At 43.8% G+C, this 24,441-nt stretch carries 19 protein-coding genes and 1 pseudogene; 3 read left to right on the top strand and 17 right to left on the bottom strand.

Annotated features, from left to right (window positions below; translation table 11 throughout):
* The 17 genes and pseudogenes from FC14_RS06225 to FC14_RS06140 form a co-directional block, all read right to left on the bottom strand.
* A partial coding sequence (locus FC14_RS06225; protein WP_169790256.1) for a KxYKxGKxW signal peptide domain-containing protein occupies positions 1-560 on the bottom strand: 560 nt, incomplete at its 3' end.
* Between the two features lie 161 nt (positions 561-721).
* Positions 722-3,694 carry an N-acetylmuramoyl-L-alanine amidase gene (locus FC14_RS06220; RefSeq protein WP_478211998.1) on the bottom strand — a complete coding sequence of 991 codons (2,973 nt, stop codon included), beginning with the start codon at positions 3,692-3,694 and terminating at the stop codon, positions 722-724.
* Positions 3,695-3,856: 162 nt separating this feature from the next.
* Complete coding sequence (locus FC14_RS06215) at positions 3,857-5,809, bottom strand: PTS fructose transporter subunit IIABC (RefSeq protein WP_056976924.1); 1,953 nt, start codon at positions 5,807-5,809, stop codon at positions 3,857-3,859.
* Between the two features lie 32 nt (positions 5,810-5,841).
* Complete coding sequence (gene pfkB / locus FC14_RS06210; RefSeq protein ID WP_056976923.1) at positions 5,842-6,753, bottom strand: 1-phosphofructokinase; 912 nt, start codon at positions 6,751-6,753, stop codon at positions 5,842-5,844.
* Complete coding sequence (locus tag FC14_RS06205) at positions 6,750-7,505, bottom strand: DeoR/GlpR family DNA-binding transcription regulator (RefSeq protein ID WP_278781326.1); 756 nt, start codon at positions 7,503-7,505, stop codon at positions 6,750-6,752. The genes pfkB and FC14_RS06205 overlap by 4 nt, the downstream gene beginning before the upstream one ends.
* 376 nt (positions 7,506-7,881) lie before the next feature.
* Entirely contained in the window at positions 7,882-9,225 is a 1,344-nt protein-coding gene (locus FC14_RS06200; RefSeq protein WP_056976921.1) for a PFL family protein, read from the bottom strand.
* Positions 9,226-9,238: 13 nt separating this feature from the next.
* Positions 9,239-9,508, bottom strand: coding sequence for an ACT domain-containing protein (locus FC14_RS06195; RefSeq protein ID WP_050611340.1), 270 nt, complete (start codon positions 9,506-9,508; stop codon positions 9,239-9,241).
* Between the two features lie 152 nt (positions 9,509-9,660).
* Complete coding sequence (locus FC14_RS06190; RefSeq protein WP_050611341.1) at positions 9,661-9,990, bottom strand: hypothetical protein; 330 nt, start codon at positions 9,988-9,990, stop codon at positions 9,661-9,663.
* A 26-nt stretch (positions 9,991-10,016) separates the two neighbouring features.
* The gene (locus FC14_RS06185; protein WP_056976920.1) at positions 10,017-11,108 is read right to left on the bottom strand and encodes an SGNH/GDSL hydrolase family protein; all 1,092 of its coding nucleotides are present in this window, start codon (positions 11,106-11,108) and stop codon (positions 10,017-10,019) included.
* A gap of 68 nt (positions 11,109-11,176) precedes the next feature.
* Positions 11,177-12,196, bottom strand: coding sequence for a lipoate--protein ligase (locus tag FC14_RS06180; protein ID WP_056976948.1), 1,020 nt, complete (start codon positions 12,194-12,196; stop codon positions 11,177-11,179).
* A gap of 39 nt (positions 12,197-12,235) precedes the next feature.
* On the bottom strand, positions 12,236-13,639 hold the full coding sequence (gene lpdA, locus FC14_RS06175) for a dihydrolipoyl dehydrogenase (RefSeq protein ID WP_056976919.1): 1,404 nt from the start codon (positions 13,637-13,639) through the stop codon (positions 12,236-12,238).
* A gap of 7 nt (positions 13,640-13,646) precedes the next feature.
* Positions 13,647-15,248: a 2-oxo acid dehydrogenase subunit E2 gene (locus FC14_RS06170; protein ID WP_082618705.1), complete on the bottom strand. Its 1,602-nt coding sequence runs from the start codon at positions 15,246-15,248 to the stop codon at positions 13,647-13,649.
* Positions 15,249-15,264: 16 nt separating this feature from the next.
* Complete coding sequence (locus FC14_RS06165; protein WP_050611344.1) at positions 15,265-16,242, bottom strand: alpha-ketoacid dehydrogenase subunit beta; 978 nt, start codon at positions 16,240-16,242, stop codon at positions 15,265-15,267.
* A gap of 1 nt (position 16,243) precedes the next feature.
* Positions 16,244-17,338, bottom strand: a complete 1,095-nt coding sequence (gene pdhA / locus FC14_RS06160) for a pyruvate dehydrogenase (acetyl-transferring) E1 component subunit alpha (RefSeq protein WP_056976918.1) — start codon at positions 17,336-17,338, stop codon at positions 16,244-16,246.
* Positions 17,339-17,981: 643 nt separating this feature from the next.
* Positions 17,982-19,397: a DHA2 family efflux MFS transporter permease subunit gene (locus FC14_RS06150; protein WP_156655764.1), complete on the bottom strand. Its 1,416-nt coding sequence runs from the start codon at positions 19,395-19,397 to the stop codon at positions 17,982-17,984.
* A 177-nt stretch (positions 19,398-19,574) separates the two neighbouring features.
* Positions 19,575-19,892: a carboxymuconolactone decarboxylase family protein gene (locus FC14_RS06145; RefSeq protein ID WP_056976915.1), complete on the bottom strand. Its 318-nt coding sequence runs from the start codon at positions 19,890-19,892 to the stop codon at positions 19,575-19,577.
* Between the two features lie 8 nt (positions 19,893-19,900).
* A pseudogene (locus FC14_RS06140) lies at positions 19,901-20,319 on the bottom strand (cupin domain-containing protein).
* 154 nt (positions 20,320-20,473) lie between these two features.
* Between FC14_RS06140 and FC14_RS06135 the strand changes: the two are divergent.
* The 3 genes from FC14_RS06135 to FC14_RS06125 all read left to right on the top strand — a co-directional run bounded on the left by FC14_RS06135 (position 20,474) and on the right by FC14_RS06125 (position 24,135).
* A complete protein-coding gene (locus tag FC14_RS06135; protein WP_056976914.1) occupies positions 20,474-21,349 on the top strand; it encodes a LysR family transcriptional regulator in 876 nt (291 codons plus the stop codon).
* Positions 21,350-21,433: 84 nt separating this feature from the next.
* Positions 21,434-22,471: a branched-chain amino acid aminotransferase gene (locus tag FC14_RS06130; protein WP_056976913.1), complete on the top strand. Its 1,038-nt coding sequence runs from the start codon at positions 21,434-21,436 to the stop codon at positions 22,469-22,471.
* Positions 22,472-22,686: 215 nt separating this feature from the next.
* Positions 22,687-24,135 (top strand): amino acid ABC transporter substrate-binding protein/permease, encoded by a 1,449-nt coding sequence (locus FC14_RS06125; RefSeq protein ID WP_056976912.1) that lies wholly within the window; start codon positions 22,687-22,689, stop codon positions 24,133-24,135.
* Positions 24,136-24,441: the final 306 nt, after the last annotated feature.

The raw sequence follows: 24,441 nt of genomic DNA, 5'->3' as shown, positions 1-24,441 counted from the left end.
TCCTTTAACTTTTGGAAGCCAGTTTGTTTTTGCTTACCAACGTAAAGGTACCAGTGACCCCCTTCGTTTTTCTCAACGTAAGCTGCCGGAGTTGGATAGTCTTCTTTAGCTTCAGAAGTCTGACTAGTTTCTGAACTAGCCGGGGCCACCTTGGCCTTAGCTTCAACGCTAGCCGTTGCCACACTAGCACTGGCCTGGCTTGTCACCGTCGTGGAAGCTTGGCTTGTTTGTGCTTCTGAACTAGCTACTTGGCTGCTGGTGCTTGTTGCTTGGCTTGAGCTTGCTGTTGCTTCACTAGTAGCTGTACTATCACTTGCACTAGCTGTACTTGTAGCTTGACTAGTTGCCGTTGTTTCTGAACTAGCCGTGCTTGTTTGGCTTTGACTACTTGCGGCGGCCGTTACCGTTGTTTTCTGTGCTTGGCTAACTGTGTCAGCAGCTACTGCCTTAACGTTAGCGCTCAACCCAGCGGCTAACCCAAAGAAGACTAGGGGCGCAACTACCCAAGCTTTGCCGGCCTTATACATTTTGAAACGCTTTTTCATTTCACTTTTTTCCAAGAGTATCACCTATTCCCTTTATAAAAAATAAACTTTTCACAAAGATTATGGTAGGTTAATCCTCAGATTAATGCAAGCCCTCATTTGAGTTTGTAGCCGTTTTGTAACTTCTCAAAAAAATACCACCTATTCCCAAGTGAATAAGTGGCATTTTTACTTAGTTAGATTCCATAAAGTAAATCATGTGCTAGTTTGTCTTTAGTTACCCCAAATCTTGCTAGGTAGCCATATGGATCAACGTGGTCACCCCAGATGTTATGGCTGACCCAATTATGACTCTTAATTCCTGGCGTACCAGCTCCGCCAGCATCTAAGCTCAACGGAATCCCGTATTTGCCGGCCATATCACGAGCTACCCTGACATAAGTAGTGTAATCTTGCCAGAATTGCCTGCTATTCCAGGTCCGGCCTAATTCGATTTGGACCGGCGCATTATGGTTGGCATTGGAGCCAGCCCCCCAAGACACTTGGCCTGGAGTCCCAACCTGGTAAACCTTCCCGCCATCACCGATTACAAAGGTTACGTAGGTTTCACTACTGTTCAAGTTATGCTTAAAGTAACTAGCATTGACTGCAGCCCCCGTATCTACACCAACTTCGTGAAGAACAATGTAGTTATTTGCTGCCGTAGCATCATCACCTTCACCGGCTGCCAAGGCGTAAGTGTAATCCACACTGTAATTTAGGATTTGTTTTCCATTACCGTCCAAGCTGTAATTTACTCCGTTAATAGTTAAATTACCGGTTTGCATTTGGCCAGTTTTAGCATCGTAATAGTACCAATCACGTCCGGCTAGCTTCCAGCCTCGTTGCATGTTCCCGGTATTAGTATCGAAGTAATACCAGTGCCCGTTAATATTTTGCCGGCCATATTGCATTTGCCCGGCCTGGTTGTAGTAAACCGTCTTATTTTGGTCAGCAATATCTTGGAAACCAGTCTTCATGGCCCCAGTCACACTATCGAATAGGTACCAGTGACCGCCAATGTTTTGTTGGCCGTATTGCATTTGCCCTTGGGCATTATAGTAAACGGTCTTCTTTTGGTCTGGTAAGTAGGTCAACCCAGTTGCCATTGCTCCCGTTGCGGGATTGAAGTAATACCAGTGCTTAGCAATATTTTGTTGCCCATACTGCATCTGCCCAGCGCCGTTATAGTAAACGGTCTTCTTTTGGTCTGGCAAGTAGGTCAAGCCCGTAGCCATTTCACCGGTGGTTGGGTTGAAATAATACCAGTGGTTATTGAACTGTTGTTGGCCAGTGATTACCTGCGCACCACTTACTAAGTAGGTTTTATTCTTAAGTGTAACCAATTGTTGTTTAGCTACTTTCAAGTAACCATTAGTGAAGTCATACTTTTGGTTATTGATGGTTACCTGACCCTTAACTTGCTTGCCATCCTTACCATAATAACTTAGCCCCTTAGCCTTTTGATTATAGACTAGCTCGTCTTGCTTCATGGCCCCAGTCGTTAAATCAAAGTAGTACTGGTTCCCAGCAATTGTTTGGCTCCCATATAACATTTGGCCAGCCTCGTTATAATAAACCATCTTCTTTTCACTTGGCAGGTAGGTAAAGCCTAATGCCAGCTCACCGGTCTCAGGGTTGAAGTTGTACCAGTGATTATTGATGTTCTTTTGCCCCGTAGCCAAAGTTCCAGTGACTGGATCTAAGTAGTAGGTCTTATCTTTGATTGTTTGGAAACCATAGAGCATTTGCCCTTGGTCGTTATAGTAAACCTTCTTCTTTTGATCTGGTAGATAAGTAAAACCGGTTGCCATCACCCCACTACCGTTAAAGTAGTACCAGTGACCGTTGATATTCTTTTGGCCGGTGGCCTTTGTACCTAGTGCAGGGTCAAAGTAATAAGTCGACCCACCAACCTTTTGGAAACCGTAGAGCATCTGGCCGTCCTTGTTATAGTAAACTTCCTTCTTTTGGTCAGCGATGTATTGGAAACCGGTCTTCATAGCCCCGGTTACCTTGTCAAATAAGTACCAGTAGCCACCAATATTTTGTTGGCCGTATTGCATTTGCCCTTGGGCATTATAGTAAACGGTCTTGTTTTGGTCTTTGAGGTGAGTGAAGCCCGTCGACATCTTACCGGTTACTTGGTCGAAATTATACCAGTAACCACCGAGATATCTTTGGCCGGTTTGCATCTTGCCGTCGTTACCGAAGAGGTACTTAGCGTTGGCAATGATTTGTAGGCCCTTGGCCATCGCCCCAGTCCACTTGTCAAAGTAGTATTTAGCCTGGTTGATTTCTTGGAAACCATATTGCATCTGGCCTTGGGCGTTGTAATAAACAGTCTTGTTTTGGTCGGCAATGCGGGTAAAGCCAGTGGACATCTTACCTGTTACCTTATCGAAGTTGTACCAGTGACCGCCAATATTTTGTTGGCCGTAGAGCATTTGGCCGGCCCCGTTGTAGTAAACGGTCTTGTTTTGGTCGGCAATTCTTTGGAAGCCATACTTCATGGCCCCATTGACTTGGTCAAATAAGTACCAGTAACTTTGAATATTTTGTTGCCCATATTGCATTTGGCCGGCGTTATTATAGTAAACCACCCGGCCGTCCTTTAACTTTTGGAAGCCAGTTTGTTTTTGCTTACCAACGTAAAGGTACCAGTGGCCCCCTTCGTTTTTCTCAACGTAAGCTGCCGGAGTTGGATAATCTTCTTTAGCTTCCGAACTAGCCGGGGCCACCTTAGCCTTAGCTTCAACACTAGCTGTCGCCACGCTGGTATTTGCTTGGCTTGTCACCGTCGTAGAAGCATGGCTAGCCGGTGCTTCTGAACTAACCGCTTGACTGCTGGTGCTTTCAGCTGAAGTTGAGCTTACAGGCCCACTAGCTTCGCTAGTAGCTGTGGTTGCGACCGTACTAGTAGCAGCACTGGTCGTACTTTGTGCTTGACTTGAATCCGTCGCTTCTGAACTAGCCGTATTGGTCTGACTAGTTAAACTTTGGCTACTTGCGTCAGCCGTTACCGTCGTTGTCTGTGCTTGGCTCACCGTGTCAGCCGCCACCGCCTTAACGTTGGTACTTAACCCAGCTACTAACCCCAAAAAGACTACAGGTGCTACCACCCAAGCCTTGCCGGCCTTATACATTTTGTATCTCTTTTTTAATTCCAACTTTTTCACCCCTAGTTTTTCTAACTTGCTTTATCGTAAGCGATATTGTACTAACTTGCAACGCCTTTATTGATTTGTTGTTAATTTGTAATTTATAAGAAAAACCCCCGCCTCCAAAGTAAGCTAAAGCACCTTAGAAGCGGGGGAGATTTTAATTAATTTTTACTTTTCAACTGGTTTCTTCCAGAAGCTCATAATCAAAGCGGCTACGATTGAGCCAACGATTACGGCTAAGAAGTAACCCCAAACGTTAGTTGCTAATGGTGATACCCAGAAACCACCGTGAGGAGCTGGAATACCAATCCGCATTGCACCAACGATGGCACCAGAAACAGCTGAACCTACGATACATGAAGGGATAACCCGACCTGGATCGGCTGTAGCAAATGGAATTGCCCCTTCAGTAATGAATGAGAAACCTAAAACCCAGTTAGTAACACCGGCACGACGTTCGTCTTCAGTGTACTTGTTCTTGAAGAAAGCAGTCCCAATAGCAGTTGCAAATGGAGGAACCATCCCCCCAACCATAACAGCAGCCATTAAGATTGCAGCTGTTGCGGACTTAGGATCGTTAGCAAATGCCCCGGAAGCAAAGACGTAAGCAGCCTTGTTGAAAGGACCACCCATATCGATTGACATCATTCCGGCTAAGACTAAAGTCAAGAGAACTAAGTTACCTGTACCCATTCCGTTCAAGAAGTGAGTAATCCAGATGTTAATAGTACTAAAGATTGGGTTGATTACATAGTACATTACCAAGGCAATGAAGAGTAAACCAAAGATTGGGTAAAGCAACATTGGTTTCATTCCTTCAACTGAACGTGGCAGACCAGCGAATAACTTCTTCAAGCCTAATACTAAGTAACCAGCAATAAACCCAGCGGCAATCCCACCTAAGAAACCAGATGGAGAAGTTGAGTTAGCTTGGAAGTTAACGTGGTAAGCTCCACCTAATGATGAGTTAGCGATTGAGGCCATGAACCCACCGACAAACCCAGGCATTAAGGCAGGCTTATCACCAATTGATTCGGCAATGTAAGCAGCTAAAACAGGTACCATGAAGGCAAAGGCTAAACTACCGGCACTGTTCAAGAAGATGAAGGCAGGGGCCTTAGCTCCACCCATGTATTGTTCAACGATGAAGGAGATTGCGATTAAAATCCCACCACCGATAACGAATGGAAGCATGTGGGAAATCCCATTCATCAATTGCTTGTAGATGTTACCCCAAACAGTCCCATCTGATTCAGCTGACGAGCTGCTGTCATCACCAGTTGCGTGGTAAACGGAGGCGTTGCCGTCAAGCACTTGTTGAATCAAATCTTCTGGGTGTTGAATCCCGGCTGTAACTGGCTTGTTTACAAGTGGCTTGCCATCAAAACGGCCCATTTCAACCTTTTTGTCGGCTGCAATTACGACCCCGACGGCCCGGGAAATTTCGTCAGCAGTCAAGCGGTGCTTAACCCCTTCAGACCCGTTAGTTTCAACCTTGATGTCAGCCCCTAAAGCCTTAGCAGCTTTCTTCAAGTTTTCTTCAGCCATGTATGTGTGGGCAATCCCGTTTGGACAGGCTGTTACAGCTACAATGTAAGGACGACCACTGTTGGTGTTAGCGGCTGTTTTTTCAGCTTCTTCTTCAGCCTTGTTTTGAGCTTCTTTTTCAGCCACAGCCTTAGCGAAGATGTCTTGGACTTGGTCTGCAGTTGTTGAAGCCTTCAAAGCATTAACCACGTCTGGGTTCATTAAGACTTGGGATAAAGCAGCCAAGGCTTGAAGGTGCGTGTTGTCGCCGCCTTCTGGAGCAGCAATCATGAAGAAGAGGTGGGCTGGCTTACCGTCCATTGAGTCGTAGTCAATCCCCTTTTCACTTCTAGCAAACATTACGGCTGGCTTCTTAACAGCTGTATCGTGGGCGTGTGGAATAGCGATTCCTTCCCCCATCCCTGTACTTGATTGAGCTTCACGTGCAAGGATATCTTTTTTATAGAGTTCTTCGTCACTGATAATTCCCTTGACGAAATAATTGTGAACCATTTCATCGATTACTTCGGCTTTAGTAGTTGCCTTTAAATCCATGATCATGATGTCTTTCATCAATAAGTCACGAATGTCCATGAATAAACACTTCCTTAATTTAGTAATTCTTTTTAGTATTCTTCAATCTTAATTAATGGTAAGATTTCATCAATCTTAGCCTTATCAGCCAAGTCTTCGGAGAAGGCTGTGGCTGAACCACATGCTAGTCCATAACGGAAAGCTTCTAGTGGATCTTTAGTCTTAGCGTAAGTCCCAACGAAGCCCCCAATCATTGAGTCACCAGCACCAACGGAGTTAATCACAGTCCCTTTAGGGGCATAAGAGCGATAAACCTTGTCCTTAGTAATCATCAACCCACCGTCACCGGCCATTGAGATTAAAACATGTTGTGCACCTAAGTCTAATAACTTCCGCCCGTACTTAACGATGTCATCCATACCTGTAAATTCAACGTCGAATAAGTCTGCTAACTCATGGTTATTTGGTTTAACCACTAATGGCTTTTGTGCTAAGGTCTTGAGTAAACTTTCACCGGTAGTATCAATTACGAATTGGGCTCCCTTAGAGCGAATAAGTTCAATTAAATCAAAGTAAAAGTTATCATCAAGGTTAGGAGCTAAACTCCCAGCAAAAATAACCACGTCGTCAGCAGTTAGTTTGTCAAATTGCGCTTTGAAGGCCGCTACTTCTGCTTCGGAAATCTTAGGGCCCCGGCCATTAATTTCCGTCTCGCTTTGAGCCTTAATCTTAACGTTAATCCGTGTATCTTCAGCTACGGGAGTGAAGTTAGTCTTCAAACCAACCTTTTCTAATTCTTCCTTAACAAACTGACCAGTAAAACCACCTAAGAAACCTAAGGCAACATTATCTAAACCAAGCTCTTTTAAAATCCGGGAAACGTTGATTCCCTTCCCACCTGGCAACTTGTTGTCATAGTCCATCCGGTTGACTTCACCTAAAGTTAGTTCTTTTAGTTGCACGATATAATCAATCGAGGGATTGACTGTTACCGTATAAATCATGTTAAAACCTCCTGAATGGTTGTTTGATTACTATACTGACCTGCAATACGTTGAGGTAACTTACTAGTAATGATGGTCGCCTGACCAATTTCGGCTACTTTCACAAAAGAAACAGCATCAAACTTGCTTGAGTCTGCCAAGACATAGACTTGTTCACTTTGCTCTATCGCCACCGCTTTAACCGCCGCTTCGTCGGGATCAGGGGTCGTGTAGCCATACTTAGGATGAATCCCGTTAATTCCTAGAAAAGTCTTGTTAAACCGATACTTCTTCAAGGCTTCGACAGCTTCAACCCCCACAATCGCCTTCGTGGTATTCTTCAATTCGCCACCAACCAAGATGGTCCTAATCCCCCGGTCAGCTAATAGTGAGGCATGCATCACACCATTAGTAACAACCGTTAGCTGTAAGCTTGGATTTAATGAAGAAATTAAGGCTAAAGTAGATGTCCCCGCATCCAAATAAATTACATCTTCCGCTTGGACGTGAGCCTGAGCAGCCGTAGCAATCGCAGCTTTTTCCTGGGTATTTCTTGAAGCTTTCCCAGTCATATCCAATTCACGCTGGAGCGAATATTTAATCTTGGCTCCCCCATGAACCCTTACCAAGAGTCCTTGTTCCTCTAGGAGCTGTAGATCACGCCGCGCCGATGATTCGGAACATTGCGTTTGCTCACAGATGTCTTGGAGCTTGACGATGCTATTAGTTTTAAGCAAATTTAGAATGATTTGATGTCGTTCTTCTGCAAGCACTTTCATTACCTCCTTCAATATAATAGCACCCTTAAATCTAAAAATCAATCATAAAATTTCAAAAAGCTTCAAATACCTTCACTTTTTCGGGAATTTACCGCCTGTTTTTGCTTATTTTTCATGAAAAAATCTGCCTTACTCACCAAAATCATCACTAACAGAAGCTTGCAACCCTAATAAAGGCAAGGTTTACATCTATTATTTTAAATTTGTATTCGGTTTCTTAGTTGTTAATTTAAATTCATTCAAAATCAATCATAATCACCGACAAAACCATCAAGAAACCGCCACCAAAAATTAAAAATAGCGACAAATAAGGACTTTTCCTTACTTGCCGCTGGCACTTACTATTTATTTCCAAGCACGACTTGTCTAATTAATTTTTAAAGCTATGAATTGGTGCGGGAATTAGTCCCCCGCGGTTAATCATCTCTGCGGAACTAGCCGAATTTACGGCCATCACTGGAGCGTGACCAAGCAAGCCCCCAAATTCCACCTTGTCACCTACCTTAGCACCGGGAACTGGAATTACCCTAACCGCGGTTGTCTTGTTGTTAATCATCCCGATAGCAGCTTCATCTGCAATCATGGCGCTAATTGTTTCGGCAGGGGTATCACCTGGGACGGCAATCATGTCTAACCCCACCGAGCAGACGGCCGTCATGGCTTCTAGCTTCTCGATGTTAAGGCAACCTGCCCTAACTGCATCAATCATCCCAGCGTCTTCCGAGACGGGAATGAAGGCTCCTGACAACCCACCGACTTGGCTACATGCCATAATCCCACCTTTTTTCACGGCGTCATTTAGCATCGCTAAGGCTGCAGTTGTCCCGTGGGTTCCGACCTGCTCCAGGCCAATTTCTTCTAACACCTGGGCAACTGAGTCACCCACTGCGGGTGTGGGTGCTAGCGAAAGGTCCACGATTCCAAACGGTACCTCCAAGCGCTCTGAGGCCACCGTTCCTACCAGCTGACCCATCCGGGTTACCTTGAAGGCCGTTTCCTTGATGGTGTTAGCGACCACATCTAGCGGTTGCCCTTTGACCTTTTCTAGCGCGGTTTTAACTACCCCCGGACCAGAAACACCGACGTTAATGACCACATCGCGTTCACCCACTCCGTGAAAAGCCCCGGCCATAAACGGATTATCTTCAACCGCATTACAAAAGATTACCATCTTAGCGTTAGTCATCACATCTTTTTTCGAAGCTGCCACCACCACTTGCCCCATTTGTTTAACGGCATCCATGTTGATTCCACTTCTAGTTGAGCCTACGTTAACGGAGGCACAAACTAACTCCGTTTCTGCTAAGACCTGGGGCAAAGAGGCAATCAAGGTTTGATCTCCGGTTTGGTAACCCTTTTGCACCAAGGCAGAAAAACCACCGATAAAGTTGACCCCCACTGCCTTAGCCGCCCTATCTAAAGTGTGAGCATACTTAAGGTAGTCCTTATCATGACTAGCAGCCGCAATTAAGGAAATTGGTGTTACTGAAATCCGTTTATTAATAATCGGAATCCCGTATTCGGCTTCAATTGCTTGACCAACCTTAACTAGGTCCTTGGCCTTGCTCGTAATCTTGTCATAAATTTTTTGACAAGCCACGCTAGAATCACTGTCAATACAATCGAGCAGGGAAATCCCCATCGTAATGGTCCTAACATCTAGATTTTCGTCTGAAATCATATGAATTGTTTCGAGAATCTTGGCTGTTTCCATCGTTTTCCCTCCCTTATAGTTGGTGCATGGCTTGGTAGAGGTCCGCGTTACGGATATTAATTTCCACCCCTAACTTAGTTCCTAAATCTTTCAATTCCGTGGCGACTTGAACAAAATCCAGGTCCGCACTAGGAACTTCGACCATCATCATCATTGTAAAATAACCACTCATAATGGTTTGACTGACATCTAAGATATTAATCTGCTTTTGGGCCAAGTAGTTGCTGACGCCCGCAATAATTCCGACTTGGTCTTGCCCAACGGTTGTTAAGATTGCCTTCATTTAATCCACCTCGTTACTTAAATGTAAGTCTAGTATAAGCTATTGTTCGCTAAATCACAAATTATTTTTTTGGGCTTTGTTAAGTTTGTTCGGATAAAAGGGTGACTAGAAATTAAAAACCGACTGTTCGTTATGAACAGCCAGCTTTTTACCTAGACTAATTTTTCAACTTGACTCGAAATGTTAAACCAAGTTGACGGTGCATTTTGCTTAAAGTCGTCACTAAACTTACTAAAACCTGACCGGGGCGTGATGTAACCAACCGTTTCCCCTAAGGCCCCCCTGACTAAAAGCTTCTCATCGACTACTGCCCACAAGACCGTCCAGTAGGGCCCTTCTAATGCGTCTTCAAACATTAAGTCTGCTCCGGCTAAAATTCCATCTTGGATAACCGAATCCTCGGTAGCGTCAAAGCCATTAGCTAGGAGCCAGTCTAGTTTAGTTTTAACTTCAATCATGGTATCTGGAATTAAATTATACATGAACAACTTCCTTCGTTTTTTCTTAATTATAGCAGACTGTTAGTTTTTAGGAAGGCCAAAAGCTGCTGAGCTAACAAATTACCACCAGCCTGGTTGATATGCAACCCATCCCCTAATTGGTAAGTTGGTTTTAACTTGCCCTGCCCATCCACTAGCAGCTTGGCCCCGTCAAATATCTGGGACCAACTGCTTAGCTCCTGGTTAACCGCTAGCCTCGTAGCCTCGCTTTGAGCTTGAATCTTTTTGGCGGGCAAAATCGTTGAACTAACCACCGGGTTAGGCCAGCTAGTTAGTAACTCCCTAAAACCAGCCACCAATTCAGCCGGCGTCACCACTTGCTTACTAGCTTGGCTACTATAGGCCGGCAACAACAAGTCATTGCCCCCACAAAAGCAAATGCTTAGGGCCACACTGTTTGGCTTAGGCTTACGTTTTAATAAACTTTGCCCATAAGTGGCTAGCAAGAGACTATCCGTTGGGCAATCATAAAGTAACCTGCTACCTGAAACGGCGGTATTTAAATAGGTAACCTGCTGCGGATACTCCTCTAGAAAAAGTTTTCCTAAGGCTTGGCTAACAAAGCCCATCTCCATCAAAGAATCGCCGGCAAACTCAACGACCTTGGGCTTGTGCTTAGTCCAAACCAAAATCCCTTCCAGGCTAAACCAGCTTTTCCGCTGGTACTCATTTACTCGCAGGCTAGGACAGTAGTCAAACTTCTGCCCATAACTAGCGTTGATCAAATCAGTAGCGTAGGTACTAGCCACGTCCGCGTAAGTCTGCTTTCTACTAGCCTTCATCCAAACGTAGAGCTTTTCGCCGGCTTGTACTTTTAAAGTTAGTGGGTCTGTCTGTAATTTATGTCCCCGGCGAATCACCACTTGCTTTTGTTTTAAATAAGTTACCTGGTGTTTCACATGAAACTTTTCCTCTTTGCTTAGGTAAATCTCATCAAAATAAAGGTCCGCCTCCCCATAAAGGTTGCTTAACACCAACCTCACCTTGTTACCACTTAAAAAGGGCGTGTACGCAACAACCTGCGCCAATTGTTCTAGCCTAAAGGGCATGGTCGCAAAGTTATCACAAGTTTGCATTATCCCTAACTGCCAACTAATCATCACTTTCACCTACCTAATTAAAAAAGGCCACCTTGGCATTGCGCAGTCCAGCCAAAGTGGTCTTTTCCTTAGTGTTGATATGCCAGTAAGTCAATAACATCTTCCTGGGCAATTCCCACAAAGTACTTGCCCAAGTCAAGCTTAGTTAAGACCGCTATCATCTTGTCTGGCGTATATTCTTGCCCCCGTAAAGCATCTTCAAGTTCAGTTACATCCCCAGGGCCAAAGAAATCACCATAAATCTTTAATTCCTTAATCTTGCCTTCTTCAACCTGGAAGCGGGCATCAATCGTACCACCATCAAAGTGCTTCCGTTTTTGAACAGAAAATTCCGGTGACTTACCATAAACCCAGTCCCAATTCTTATAGAGCTTTTGTTCAATCTCAGCAATTCCAGCTTGATCTTCGGCAGTTAACTCATACTCGTAAGCCTTAGCTTCTTCAATAGTAGCAACTCCCCAAATTTTCTTAATCAATTCATCCCTAAATTGATAAGTATCAAGCTCTTGGTACTCTGGTTTAAGGTATGGCTTAATATTAGTTACCCGACTTCTAACTGATTTAATCCCCTTAGATTCAATCTTGTCCTTAGGCACGTTTAAGGCATCAGCCACGCTATCGGTATTGACATCAAACATCAATGTTCCGTGGCTAAAGGTCTTACCGTTACGAGAATACATTGCATTACCAGAAAACTTCTTACCGTCGATAACAATATCGTTACGCCCAGTAACTTCTGCTTCAGTTGCCCCCATTTCATGCAAAGCATCGACAACTGGCTTAACCAATGACTTAAAATCACCAAATTTTTGCTTATCTGCTTGCACTACGAAGCTAAAGCACATATTACCAAGATCTTGGTACATTGCGCCCCCACCAGATAAGCGGCGGGTAATGGTAATGTTGTGTTCTTGACAATACTTTTGGTTAATTTCTTCTAAGGTGTTTTGGTTACGACCAACGATGATACATGGTTTTTCAATATAAAATAACATAAATGGGGGTTCTAACTTACCACTATTCATCAAATACTGTTCCGTTGCGAGGTTGGTCCGAATATCATCGGTTTTCATTGCAATATATCTCATCTTAGGCATTATTTACACTTCCAAATCTTTATTTCTTTCCTAGATATTAGTTGGGAAACCAATTGCCACGTCAGCTACGTCCATAACTGCTTCAGCGATAGATGGGTGTGGGTGGATTGTTAAGGCAATATCTTCCACCGTGTTACCTGATTCAATCGCCAAGGTCAACTCACTGATTAAGTCACTAGCGTGGACCCCGACAATTTGAGCCCCGACTAAAATCCCACTATCCTTTAGGTAAACCAAGCGCACAAACCCGTCAGTCGAATTCATAGAGATGGCCCGACCGTTAGCTGCAAATGGGAACTGGGATTTCTTAACATCTAAGCCTTGGTCCTTGGCTTCCGCGAAGGTTAACCCGGTCGTTGCAACGGAAGTATCTGTGTAGCAGACTGCTGGCATTGCGTGGTAATCAACCGTTGTTGCCTTTCCAGAAATTGCTTCGGCTGCAACCTTACCTTCATAAGAAGCCTTGTGAGCTAAGGCAAACCCTGGTACGACGTCACCAATCGCATAGATGTTTTCAACGCTCGTCCGGCTTTGATTGTCAACTTCAATCAAGCCACGTTGGTCAACCTTGATACCAACTTGTTCAAGTCCCATATCCTTGGTGTTTGGACGCCGCCCTACTGAAACGATGCAGTAATCAGCGGTGATGGTCTTTTCTTCACCCTTAACTTCAAAGGTCACTTCAACCTTATCACCGTTTTGTTCTGCCCGCTTAGCTATTGCTTCGGTGTAGATATCCACTCCTTGTTCACTAAAGTGATGTTCTACCACCTTCACCAAGTCGCGTTCATAGTTGGCTAAAATACTGTTAGAACCTTCTAAGATTGTTACGTGAGCGCCTAAGTTAGCGTAGGCAGAAGCAAGTTCAGAGCCAATGTAACCCCCGCCGACAACCACCAATTCCTTAGGAACTTCGGTCAAACTTAAAGCACCAGTTGAATCAATTACCCGGCCTTCAAACTTGAAGTTAGGAATTTCGATTGGGTGACTACCAGTCGCAATAATCAAATTGTTAAAGGTATAGGTTTGGGCCTTATCTTCCCCAATAACCCGTAAGCTGTGGGCATCCTTTAAATAAGCACTCCCCCAAATTACATCGATATGATGCTTCTTAAAGAGGCTTGCAACCCCACCGGTTAAGCGGTCAACCACGCTTTTCTTCCATTCTTGGGTCTTGGTAAAGTCAAGCTTAGCAGCAGTGACCTGCAACCCCATGTCTTGGGAATCCATCGCGTGTTGATAGTGGTGGGCCGCTTCGATTAAAGCCTTAGATGGAATACATCCAACGTTTAAACAAACCCCACCAATAAATTCACGTTCAATCACAGTTACCTTTTGGCCTAATTCAGCCGCATGAATCGCAGCAACGTAACCACCAGGGCCTGCACCAATAACAACTGTGTCTAAATCAATTGCAAAATCTCCAACTACCATCTGTCAATCATCCTTCCATCAATAGTAATTCTGGGTCAGCTAATAATTCTTTCAAACGGTTCATCGCACTTTGGCCCGTTGCACCATCAATTACTCGGTGATCGAAGGCTAAGGTTAACTTCATGACCCGGGCCACTTGAACCTTATCGTCTAAGACAACTGGTTCTTGGGTAATTCTGCCGATTCCTAAGATTGCTACTTCAGGCCAGTTAATAACTGGAGTGAAGTAACCTCCACCAACAGAACCAATGTTAGTAATGGACATGCCCCCATTATGCATATCAGTAGCAGTTAGCTTGCCATCCTTAGCCTTAGCTGTGTTTTCACTGATTGCCCGGGCAATGTTGAAGAGGCTGAGGCGGTCAGCATTCTTGATATTTGGCATGAACAAGCCCCGTGGAGTATCAGTCGCAATCCCGACGTTAACGAAATCCTTGTAGACAATTTCATTATTATCCATATCAACAGAGGAGTTAAAGACTGGGTACTCCTTCATAACAACCGCCAAGGCTTTAACAATGTAAGCTAAGAAGGTTAACTTAACGTCCCGACTAGCAGCCAGTTCCTTGTACTTCTTGCGGTGAGCCCATAACTTGTCAACCACCACTTCGTCAAAGATATGAACGTGTGGAATTTCAGCCACAGACCGGCTAACTGACTTAGCTGTTGCCTTCCTAATTTGGTCCATCTTTTCACGGTGTTCTGGCCATTGGGCGTCTAAAGCTTGAACGGTGGCCTTAACCTTAGCTGGGCTAGTTGCAACTTCTTCTTCGCGGAGGTCAGTTGTAGGAACTACCTTTTCAACCGGACTAGCACCGCCGTTAGCAATAAAGGCGTCAACGTCAGTTCGTAAGACTTGACCGTGGTTACCACTCCCATTAACCTTAGTCAAATCAACATTTTGTTCACGCGCATAAGCCCGCACTGATGGCATTGCTAATACAGGTAAACTGTGATCTTGAGCTTGGCCAACAGTGGCTGCTGGCTTAGCGCCTGTTGGGGCAGCAGCTGGTGTGGCTTTGGCAACTGCACTTGCAGAGGCGTTGCCTTGACCTGCCGCCACAGCTAGTTCAACTAAAACATCACCGACTTCTGCCACTTCACCTTCAGAAACTAAAATCTTAGTGATAGTCCCAGCAACTGGTGATGGCAATTCTTCAACCGACTTATCATTTTCAATTTGAACTAAATCATCGTCGGCAGAAATAGTGTCTCCCACCTTAACATGCCATTCACCAACTGTCCCCTCAGCAATTCCTTCGCCGATATCTGGCAACTTGAATTGGTAAACATCAGCTCCACCAGCGACAGGTGCTTCACTCTTGGTTGCTGGGGCTGGGGTGTCATCACTGACATTGCCTTGACCAGCTGCAACTTCTAGTTCGATTAACGGATCGCCGACTTCAGCAACCTCACCTTCAGCAACTAAAATCTTAGTCACCGTCCCAGCGACTGGTGATGGTAATTCTTCAACAGACTTATCATTTTCAATTTGAACAAGGTCTCCGTCTACTTCAACCTTGTCCCCTTCTTTAACATGCCATTCACCAATGGTTCCTTCGGCAATTCCTTCACCAATGTCTGGCAATTTAAATTGATATTTGCTCATTTTTTGCACCCCTCATTTAGAAATTAACTGTTTCTTTCACTTTCGCAATAATATCTGCTTTATTAGGCAACCAGATACTTTCAGCTTCACTGAATGGATATGGTGTATCAGGAGCACTTACCCGACCAATTGGTGCTTCCAAACTTAAAATCCCTTTTTCAGCAATTACAGAAGCTACTTGTGCTGCAACCCCAGCTTGGCGTTGGGCTTCTTGAACGATGACTGCCCGGCCAGTCTTTTTAACCGTTGCTAAGATAGCTTCTTCATCTAGTGGTGAAATCGTTCTGAGGTCTAAAACTTCAGCTTCAATGCCCTCCTTAGCTAAGTCAGCGGCTGCTTTGAGACTTTCTTGAACCATATAACCGTAGGTAATGATTGAGACATCCTTACCTTCCCGCTTAACTGCTGCCTTATCCAATGGAATGGTGTATTCTTCGTCAGGTACTTCTTCTTTAACGGACCGGTATAGCTTCATGTGTTCTAAGAAGACTACTGGGTCGTCTGAACGAATAGCTGACAAAAGTAAGCCCTTGGCATCGTAAGGACCACTTGGAACAACTACCTTCAAGCCTGGTGTTTGTGCCATTAACCCTTCTAAACTATCGGAGTGCAATTCTGGCGTGTGGACCCCTCCACCAAATGGAGCTCTAATTGTGATTGGCATCTTTCTCGTACCACCCATTCGGTGTCCAATCCGTGAGATTTGCCCAGCAATTTCATCCATTACTTCAAAGACAAAGCCAAAGAATTGGATTTCAGGTACGGGCCGGAAGCCTTGGAGGGCTAACCCAGTTGCCAGCCCACCGATACCTGATTCTGCTAACGGGGTATCAAAGACCCGGTCTTTACCGTTGGCATCTTGTAAGCCGTCAGTTGCCCGGAAAACCCCCCCGTTTCTACCGACGTCTTCACCGAATACTAGCACTTTATCGTCACGTTTAATTTCTTGGTCCAAGGCTTGGGTAATCGCCTTAATCATTGTTGTCTTAGCCATCTTACTTGCCCTCCTTAGCTGCGTATACGTCAATTTGTTCTTGGATTACGGCTGGTGTTTCCACAAATGTATTCTTCAAGAAGTCACTAACCTTTTGCACTGGTGCAGCTTCAGTCTTAGCCATTGCTTCATCAATTTGTTCATTTACTTCTTTAGTCCAAGCTTCTTCTTGTTCTTGGCTCCAAAGGCCCTTCTTATCAAGGAAGGTTCTCATCCGAATCAATGGGTCCTTTTCTTGCCATTCACTTTCTTCTTCTGAGGTCCGGTAACGTTTTGGATCGTCCCCGGATAAAGTATGTGGTCCAAACCGGTAAGTCAAAGTTTCGATCAAGACAGGTCCATTGCCGGCAGCCGCCCATTCGCGGGCAGCCTTAGTTACAGCATAAACCGCTAAAGCATCCATCCCGTCAACTTGCACGCCTGGAATTCCAGCTGCAACTGCCTTTTGTGATAGGGTTGGCGCCGCCGTTTGGGTTGCCCGGGGAACAGAAATAGCGTACCCGTTATTTTGAACAATGAAGACAGCTGGTGATTTGAAGGCGCCGGCAAAGTTAATTCCTTCATAGAAGTCACCTTGGGAAGTACCACCATCACCAGTGTAAGTGTAAGCCACATTCTTAGAGCCCTTCTTTTGTAAACCTAAGGCTACCCCAGCAGCTTGAACATATTGAGCCCCGATGATGATTTGTGGTGGCAAAGCCTGTAAATCTGCTGGATATTCATTTCCTTCAACGTGGCCCCGTGACCATAAGAAGGCCTTGTAAAGTGGTAAGCCATGTTGCACTAATTGCGGTACATCACGATAGGCTGGTAGTAGAAAGTCTTCTTTTTCCATTGCAAAGTTTGAGCCAATTTGACTCGCTTCTTCCCCGGCTGTTGGTGCAAAGAAGCCCAACCGTCCTTGCCGATTTAGCTTAGTAGAGCGTTCATTTAAAATCCGGGACCAAACCATTTGCTTAAATAGTTCTACTAATTGGTCGTCACTCAAATCTGGGAAAAAGTCCTCATTGACAACTTTGCCACTCCCATCTAAAACCTTAACCGTTTTGGTTTCAGGCGTTGCAAAATAGTCTTTTAAATCAATACCCTTAGTCATTATGATTCCTCCTTGTTTAACAATATTCCTATTCAGAAATAGTGTTGCTTACTTATTCCAAAACTATTTAGAATACCGTTTATATACCGCTTACATTAGAAATAATAACCCGTTCACATAAGCTTGTAAACATTGTAAATTTTTGAACTATCATAAAGGTTGAACAAAACCTAAATTTTAGCGCTTATTTTTAGCTTTTCATCTAAAAAAATTCCTTAATGTGAGTTTTATCACTTAGCCAGTGCACAAACTATTGGCCACTGTTAACCTAGCCAGTTCCCCCGAGACGGTTTATAATACTGCTTATAAACTGGCTTTGGAGGTGAACGACTTGCAAAAATTCAAACGGTTTTTAATTGCCTTAGGAATTGCTAGCTGGCTATGCGGCATTATCTTTTTAGGCCTTACTTTTTACGTACTCAAAGTTCTAGCTAGTACCACCTTATTTTTCATCTGTCTTTTCCTTGATTTTATCGCTTTCACCGGGATTTTTACAACTATTACGCTCGGAATTTTAGCCCTTTTAAAAAAACGGTCAAAAAAAGATTAACCTAAGTAGTAACGGTTTGGGTCTAGCTGACTCAAGCCGTTATTTTACTTAAATTAATCTTCCTATCTATCTTATTTTTGGTTAATTCTTTAACTATTTGTTGTTTAAGTCTACATCCTTACTCTTAGCAGGATCCTTTAACTTAAAGGCTAAGCATAAGCCCACCACTGCTAAGACAATGGTAAAGTAAATACCAAAGTGCACCCCGTTTGTAAAGGCTGCTTGCTTGTTAGCACCGTTATAGAAACTTTGACCTAACATTAAGAAACTGGTTGCTAAGGCAGTAGCAATCGCCCCAACAATTTGTTGCATGGTGTTCATAATCGTACTTCCGTCTGCAGATTCCACCCCCTCTAAGGCATTTAGGGCGTGAGTTTGTGAAGGAGACATTGCCAACGGACAACCAATCATCATAATGATGTGAGCGCAGATTACGTATGCGACCGAACTAGTTGGCTTTACCAAGGCTAGCATAATGGCCCCAACTAGCGCAATCGCAAAGCCGATCCGTGCTGGCATTTTAGCACCGTGGCTATCATAAAGCCGGCCTGCCAAAGCAGACACCACCGCATTAATAATCCCCCCGGGAAGCATAATCATCCCAGTCAAGGCTACTGGCAAAGCTAAGCCGCTTTGAATATATTGTGGCAAGAGGTACATTGCGGATAAGATAATAGCAAAGTCCAACATGACTAAAACCGCCCCGGTTCTGAAGGCTGGCTTAGCAAAAATCTTGATGTTTAAAATTGGGCTAGCTAAACTTAATTGCCGCTTAGAATAAAGGAATAAGACCACGATTCCGACGATTAGAAGGCCTAGCACAACAGGCGAACTCCAACCTAATTCACTGGCAAAGCTCACTCCCATAACTAAGGCACCAAAGCCAATTACAGATTCTACTAGGGATAAGAAATCAACCTTAGGCTTGGTAATTTCTGCAACGTTTTTCAAGCCAAAGATTGCAAATGCCAATGCGATTGCAAGAATAATTGCAAATGACCAGAAAATCCAATTCCAGGATAACTTAGCTAGTAATAGCCCCGTTAAGGTTGGGCCAATCGCAGGGGCAAACATAATCACCAGGGCACTAACCCCCATGGCGGCCCCTAATTTTTGAGGTGGGAAAATTTGCATTGCCACCGTAAACATTAATGGTAAGATTAACCCGGTCCCAATCCCCTGAATCATCCGCCCTAAGAGTAACTGGCCAAAACCACTGGCAGTTGCGGAAATCACTGCTCCGACTAAGAAATCGGCTAAAGCAAAAATAACCGTTTGTCTAGTTGTAAACCACTTAGAAATTAAGCTTGAGAAGGGCAAGATAATCCCAATAATCAACATGTAGCCCGTTACTAACCATTGGAGGGTAGAGGTTTCTACCCCTAACGCTAGCTTTAAACTAGGTAAGGCAATGTTAAGTGACGTTTCGGATAACATCCCTACAAAGGCCCCAATCAACATACTTGTCATTGCTAACCACGGACGGTCGACTTCAACTCGTGCCCGCATTGCGGTTACTTGTTTTGTTTGTTCCAAAAAATAAAACCTCTCTTCTTTCTTATGCTTATGAAATTCTTTAACCTTTTTTAGGTCCGATGATTAGCATAACAAAAATAAAATTTTCGTGTAAGTAAAATTTTTCATTTTTTTACAAAAAAAGACGCTTCACTTGAAACGTCTTTCATACTAAGCCCAGATTTCCTTGGCCAAATTGAAGGCCGACCAGGCTTTAGGCCAACCTACATAAAAGGACAAGTGGGTAATGATTTCACTAATCTCTTCCTTGCTAATACCATTATCCTTACCTACTTGCAGGTGATATTTCAGTTGTTCAAAGTTTCCGCCGGCAATCAAGGCCGTAATTGTAATCACACTCCGTTCGTGGGCGGACAGTTTATCTTCGCGCGCCCACACTTGGCCAAATAAAACGTCATCATTTAATTCGGCAAACTTAGGGGCAAAGTCCCCCAGTTGCTTACGACCTGCAGTTTGTTTTTTAACCATGTTATCACCTAACCTAACTTAGTATAGTCTTCATCAGTCACAGCTTCTAACCACTCGCTAGTTCCCTTAGTAATCGCTAAATGTGAAAACCAACTAGTCTTGGTTGCCCCGTGCCAATGTTTAATTCCTTCATGGATTACCACCACGTCACCAGCTGACAATAACCTAGCCGGCTTTCCTGCTTCTTGGTACCAACCTTTTCCCGCGGTTACTAACAGAATCTGAAAGCCGTCATGGTGAACGTGCCAGTTATTACGACAACCAGGCTCAAAGTTAACGTTGGCAACGTTGACGTCAACTTCATTTTGGGCTTGCACTAGCCCCCCTGCAAGTAACTAGCACCAGTGAAATACTGGGCATAAGCCGTATTTAAATTGCCTAACCCAAAGAGGTTATTTTCCTTTACCGCTTGTTCAAATTCAGCCATTTTTCTAGCCACCTTTCAAAAAAAGAAAGCTCAGGCAACAACTTTCACCCGCTTTCTACTATATTAATAGTAAAAAAGAAACCCTTTTCTGTAAAATACCTATTATGAGCACTTTATCATGCTTAAAATGTATAATAAGAGTTGAGGTGATTTTATGGACATTCGTTTACTTACTTATTACTTGAAAGTAGCCCAGGTGGGCAATATTACCAAGGCCGCCCAACAACTGCATATTACCCAACCAACCCTTTCGCGGCAGTTAACCAAGTTAGAAGAAGAAGTTGGCGCCCAACTGCTAACCAGGAGTCAACACCACCTGGCCCTAACCGAAGCCGGGGTCACCTTTGAAAGACGGGCTAAGCAAATCCTTTCCCTGCTAGCTACTACTAAAAAGGAGCTACAAACCCAGCAAAATGATTTGGCCGGGTTACTAAAAATTGGCTGCGTTGAGTCCAAGCTGTCCCTTGAGGTTGCCAACTGGCTGCAAGCCTTCCAAGCTAAACACCCCCAAGTTCAATTTGAATTCTATGACGCGGATGGCGACGACCTTAAGGAAAAGCTAGATACCCACTACTTAGACTTTGCCTTTTTAATCGAGCCGGTTGAAACCGCCAAATATAACTTTCTCACTTTACCTTACTACGATCAGTGGGGCATCATCGTTAATAAGTCCCACCCCCTAGCAAAGCAAAAAAGCTTTAGCCTAGGCGACTTAAAAGACGAAAAGTTAATCCTCCCTAGGCGCAATATTGTCAAAGCAGAAATCGACTCTTGGCTAGCACCTTTGCAAGCTTTAAGTCCTAAATTCTTCATTAACCTACCTAGCAACGCTAACTTTCTTGTCTTAAACCACAACTACTGTGCCCTAGGTATCGAGGGGATTCTCACCCTCAACGCCCACCCAGATTTGCGGTTTATCCCGTTTGCACCTAGCCACCATAGTGGCCACGTCCTCGCCTGGCGTAAGAATAACCACTTAGGTTCCTTAGAACAACATTTCTTGGCTTACATTCAAGCTTTAATTAAATGAAAAAATTATTAGATTTAGTATTGATTTTTTCATTTTGCTTGTTATAATAGGAAACAATTGATGGACATTTAGGAGGTTTTTATTATGACAAAACATCAAACCGTTGATTTAGATTGGGAAAATTTGGGCTTTGAATATATGGATTTGCCCTATCGTTATCGTGCCTTTTGGAAAGATGGTGCTTGGCACAAGGCCGGCTTGACTGAAGATTCAACCGTGGCCATGAATGAAGGCTCCCCTGTTTTACACTATGGGCAGGCAGCTTTTGAAGGGTTAAAGGCTTATCGTTGTAAGGACGGTAGTGTTAACCTCTTTAGACCAGACCAAAATGCTAAACGGCTCCAAAATTCATGCAAGCGGCTCTTAATGCCAGAAGTACCAGAAGAAATGTTTGTTGATGCTTTAAAACAAGTGGTTAAAGCCAACGAAGCCTACGTTCCACCTTATGGAACTGGGGCTACCCTCTACCTCCGTCCATATATTATCGGTGTGGGTGAAAATATCGGTGTTCACCCCGCAAGTGAATACATTTTCTCAGTGTTTGCAATGCCTGTTGGTTCCTACTTCAAAGGTGGCATGGTTCCAACTAACTTTGTTGCTTCTGATTATGACCGGGCAGCTCATAAAGGGACCGGGGCAAGCAAAGTTGGTGGCAACTACGCAGCCAGCCTTTACCCAGGTGAAAAGGCCCACAAAGCTGGGTTCTCAGATGCTATTTACCTCGATCCAGTTGAACATAGAAAGATTGAAGAAGTTGGTTCGGCTAACTTCTTTGGAATCACTAAGGATGGGAAGTTTGTGACTCCTAAGTCCCCATCCATCTTACCTTCCGTTACCAAGTACTCATTGCTTTACTTGGCTAAGGAACGCTTTGGGATGGAAGCCGTTGAAGGTGACGTTTACGTCGACGAATTAGATAACTTTGCTGAAGCGGGTGCCTGCGGGACTGCAGCCGTTATCTCACCAATCGGTGGTTTCCAAGTCGGCGATGATTTCCACGTCTTCTACAGCACCACTGAAGTTGGCCCTGTTACTAAGAAGCTTTATGATGAATTAGTTGGGATCCAATTCGGTGACAGACCTGCTCCTGAAGGCTGGATTGTCAAAGCAGTCGAAGCTTAATAATTGCTTATCCGTGCGCTCTTCATTTATGAAGGGTGCACTTTTTTATGCTTAAATTAAAGTTAGTTAGCTGCTTTTCTCATTTAAAAAGCGGACTTTCACCCCTAAAAATTGTCTTTTCTCGAACTAAAACTGAATATTTTTTAGTTTTGATTAGAAAAATATGGTATTATGAAAAAGTGCTTATTATTTATTCACAAAGAGAGGAATTGTTTATGAAAAAGATTTATTCAAGCTTATTATTAATTCTAGGGGCCCTGTGCCTCTTTACCTTGGTTCACCCAGACCGAGTTGCTGCTAAGACTTACGTAATTGGGACCGATGTTACCTACCCCCCTTTTGAATTTGCTAATGATAATAATAAGTACGTTGGAATTGATATTGATTTAATGAAAACTATCGCTAAACGGGAAGGGTTTCAGGTTAAAATCAAAGCCTTAGGTTTTAACGCTGCTGTGCAAGCCCTGGAGTCTGGTCAAATTGATGGAGTTATCGCCGGGATGGGGATTACCCCTGAACGCCGCAAAACCTTTGATTTCTCCGACCCTTACTATAAGACCGGCTACGTTATGGCCGTTGCTAAAAACAGTAGCATCAGTAGTTACAAGGATTTAAAGGGCAAGCGGGTTGCCATTAAAACCGGGACCGCCGCTGCCAACTACGCCCAGTCAATCCAAAAGAAGTACGGCTTTAAAACCGTTACTTTCGATGACTCCGATAACATGTACAACGATGTGATTTCCGGTAACTCTGTGGCCTGTTTCGATGACGGCCCCGTTCTCCAATACGCCGTTAAAACTGGGACTAAACTTAAATTAGCTACTAAGCCAGCCGATGGTGGTTACTACGGTTTTGCCGTTATGAAGGGGCAAAATCAAGAGTTATTACAAAAATTCAATCATGGTTTAAAGCAACTCAAAGCTGATGGAACCTACCAACAAATTGTCAATAAGTACGTCGGGTCCGCTTCAATTAACAAACAAAAGGCGAATAAAGCAGCTGCCCACAAAGAAAGTACCATCCTGGGCTTGTTGAAACAAAATCACGGCGCCTTTTTAACCGGGTTAGAAAAGACTATCTACCTAACTTTAGTTGGGATTTTCTTTGCCACTATCTTTGGGATTATCTTTGGCCTTTTGGGCGTTGTTCCTTCTAAATTCTGCCAAGGTCTCTCAAGTACAGTTATCTATATTTTCCGTGGCTTACCACTACTAGTCCTTGCACTCTTTATTTATAATGGGGTGCCAGCTTTAACCGGCATTAAGATTCCTGCCTTCATTGCTGGGATTATCACCCTTACCTTGAATGAAGGGGCTTATACCGCCGCCTTTGTTAAAGGGGGGATTGAGTCTGTCGACGTCGGTCAGATGGAAGCTGCCCGCAGTCTCGGACTTCCTTACGGTAAAGCCATGAAGCGGGTAATCTTACCACAAGCCATCAAGATTATGGTTCCTTCTTTCATCAACCAGTTCATTATTACCTTGAAGGATACCTCAATTTTATCAGTTATCGGCATCTTAGAATTAACTCAAACTGGTAAGATTATCATCGCCCGTAACCTCCAGGGTTTCCGGGTGTGGGCTATTATCGGAATCATCTACCTGTTAGTCATTACCATTTTAACCTTAATTTCTAAATACATCGAAAAGAAGCTAGCCCGCTAGTTTCTAAATCAAAGCAGCGCCTAGTCTTGGATTTATTCCCAAAACTAGGCGCTATTCATCTAAAAAGCCCCGTAAGCGAGGGCTATAATACCTTCTAAGTATACAGATGAAATATACAAAATCATCTAGATACTTGGAGGGTATTTTTTATGGCAAGAAAACCAAAATTTAATTCAGCACAAAAACTATCAATTTTAAAAGAGGCTAAGGAAAAAGGTATATATGAAATTTCTAAAAAGTATTCAATTAATAACTGAAACTTGAAAGCATGAAATAGTGGATACTTCCCGCTACTTCATGCTTTTT

Origin of the sequence: Ligilactobacillus agilis DSM 20509, assembly GCF_001436215.1 — a bacterium.
GTDB lineage: Bacteria > Bacillota > Bacilli > Lactobacillales > Lactobacillaceae > Ligilactobacillus > Ligilactobacillus agilis.
This window is presented reverse-complemented; position numbering and strand designations above follow the sequence as displayed.

Excerpts from the sequence above, each read along its gene's own strand:
- FC14_RS06185 (WP_056976920.1), bottom strand. The coding sequence starts at position 11,108 with ATGATTAGTTGGCAGTTAGGGATAATGCAAACTTGTGATAACTTTGCG.
- FC14_RS06190 (WP_050611341.1), bottom strand. The coding sequence starts at position 9,990 with ATGTATAATTTAATTCCAGATACCATGATTGAAGTTAAAACTAAACTA.
- FC14_RS06200 (WP_056976921.1), bottom strand. The coding sequence starts at position 9,225 with ATGGAAACAGCCAAGATTCTCGAAACAATTCATATGATTTCAGACGAA.
- FC14_RS06150 (WP_156655764.1), bottom strand. The coding sequence starts at position 19,397 with ATGCGGGCACGAGTTGAAGTCGACCGTCCGTGGTTAGCAATGACAAGT.
- FC14_RS06215 (WP_056976924.1), bottom strand. The coding sequence starts at position 5,809 with ATGGACATTCGTGACTTATTGATGAAAGACATCATGATCATGGATTTA.
- FC14_RS06130 (WP_056976913.1), top strand. The coding sequence starts at position 21,434 with ATGACAAAACATCAAACCGTTGATTTAGATTGGGAAAATTTGGGCTTT.
- pdhA (WP_056976918.1), bottom strand. The coding sequence starts at position 17,338 with ATGACTAAGGGTATTGATTTAAAAGACTATTTTGCAACGCCTGAAACC.
- FC14_RS06195 (WP_050611340.1), bottom strand. The coding sequence starts at position 9,508 with ATGAAGGCAATCTTAACAACCGTTGGGCAAGACCAAGTCGGAATTATT.
- pfkB (WP_056976923.1), bottom strand. The coding sequence starts at position 6,753 with ATGATTTATACGGTAACAGTCAATCCCTCGATTGATTATATCGTGCAA.
- FC14_RS06170 (WP_082618705.1), bottom strand. The coding sequence starts at position 15,248 with ATGAGCAAATATCAATTTAAATTGCCAGACATTGGTGAAGGAATTGCC.
- FC14_RS06180 (WP_056976948.1), bottom strand. The coding sequence starts at position 12,196 with ATGAGATATATTGCAATGAAAACCGATGATATTCGGACCAACCTCGCA.
- FC14_RS06135 (WP_056976914.1), top strand. The coding sequence starts at position 20,474 with ATGGACATTCGTTTACTTACTTATTACTTGAAAGTAGCCCAGGTGGGC.
- lpdA (WP_056976919.1), bottom strand. The coding sequence starts at position 13,639 with ATGGTAGTTGGAGATTTTGCAATTGATTTAGACACAGTTGTTATTGGT.
- FC14_RS06165 (WP_050611344.1), bottom strand. The coding sequence starts at position 16,242 with ATGGCTAAGACAACAATGATTAAGGCGATTACCCAAGCCTTGGACCAA.
- FC14_RS06125 (WP_056976912.1), top strand. The coding sequence starts at position 22,687 with ATGAAAAAGATTTATTCAAGCTTATTATTAATTCTAGGGGCCCTGTGC.
- FC14_RS06145 (WP_056976915.1), bottom strand. The coding sequence starts at position 19,892 with ATGGTTAAAAAACAAACTGCAGGTCGTAAGCAACTGGGGGACTTTGCC.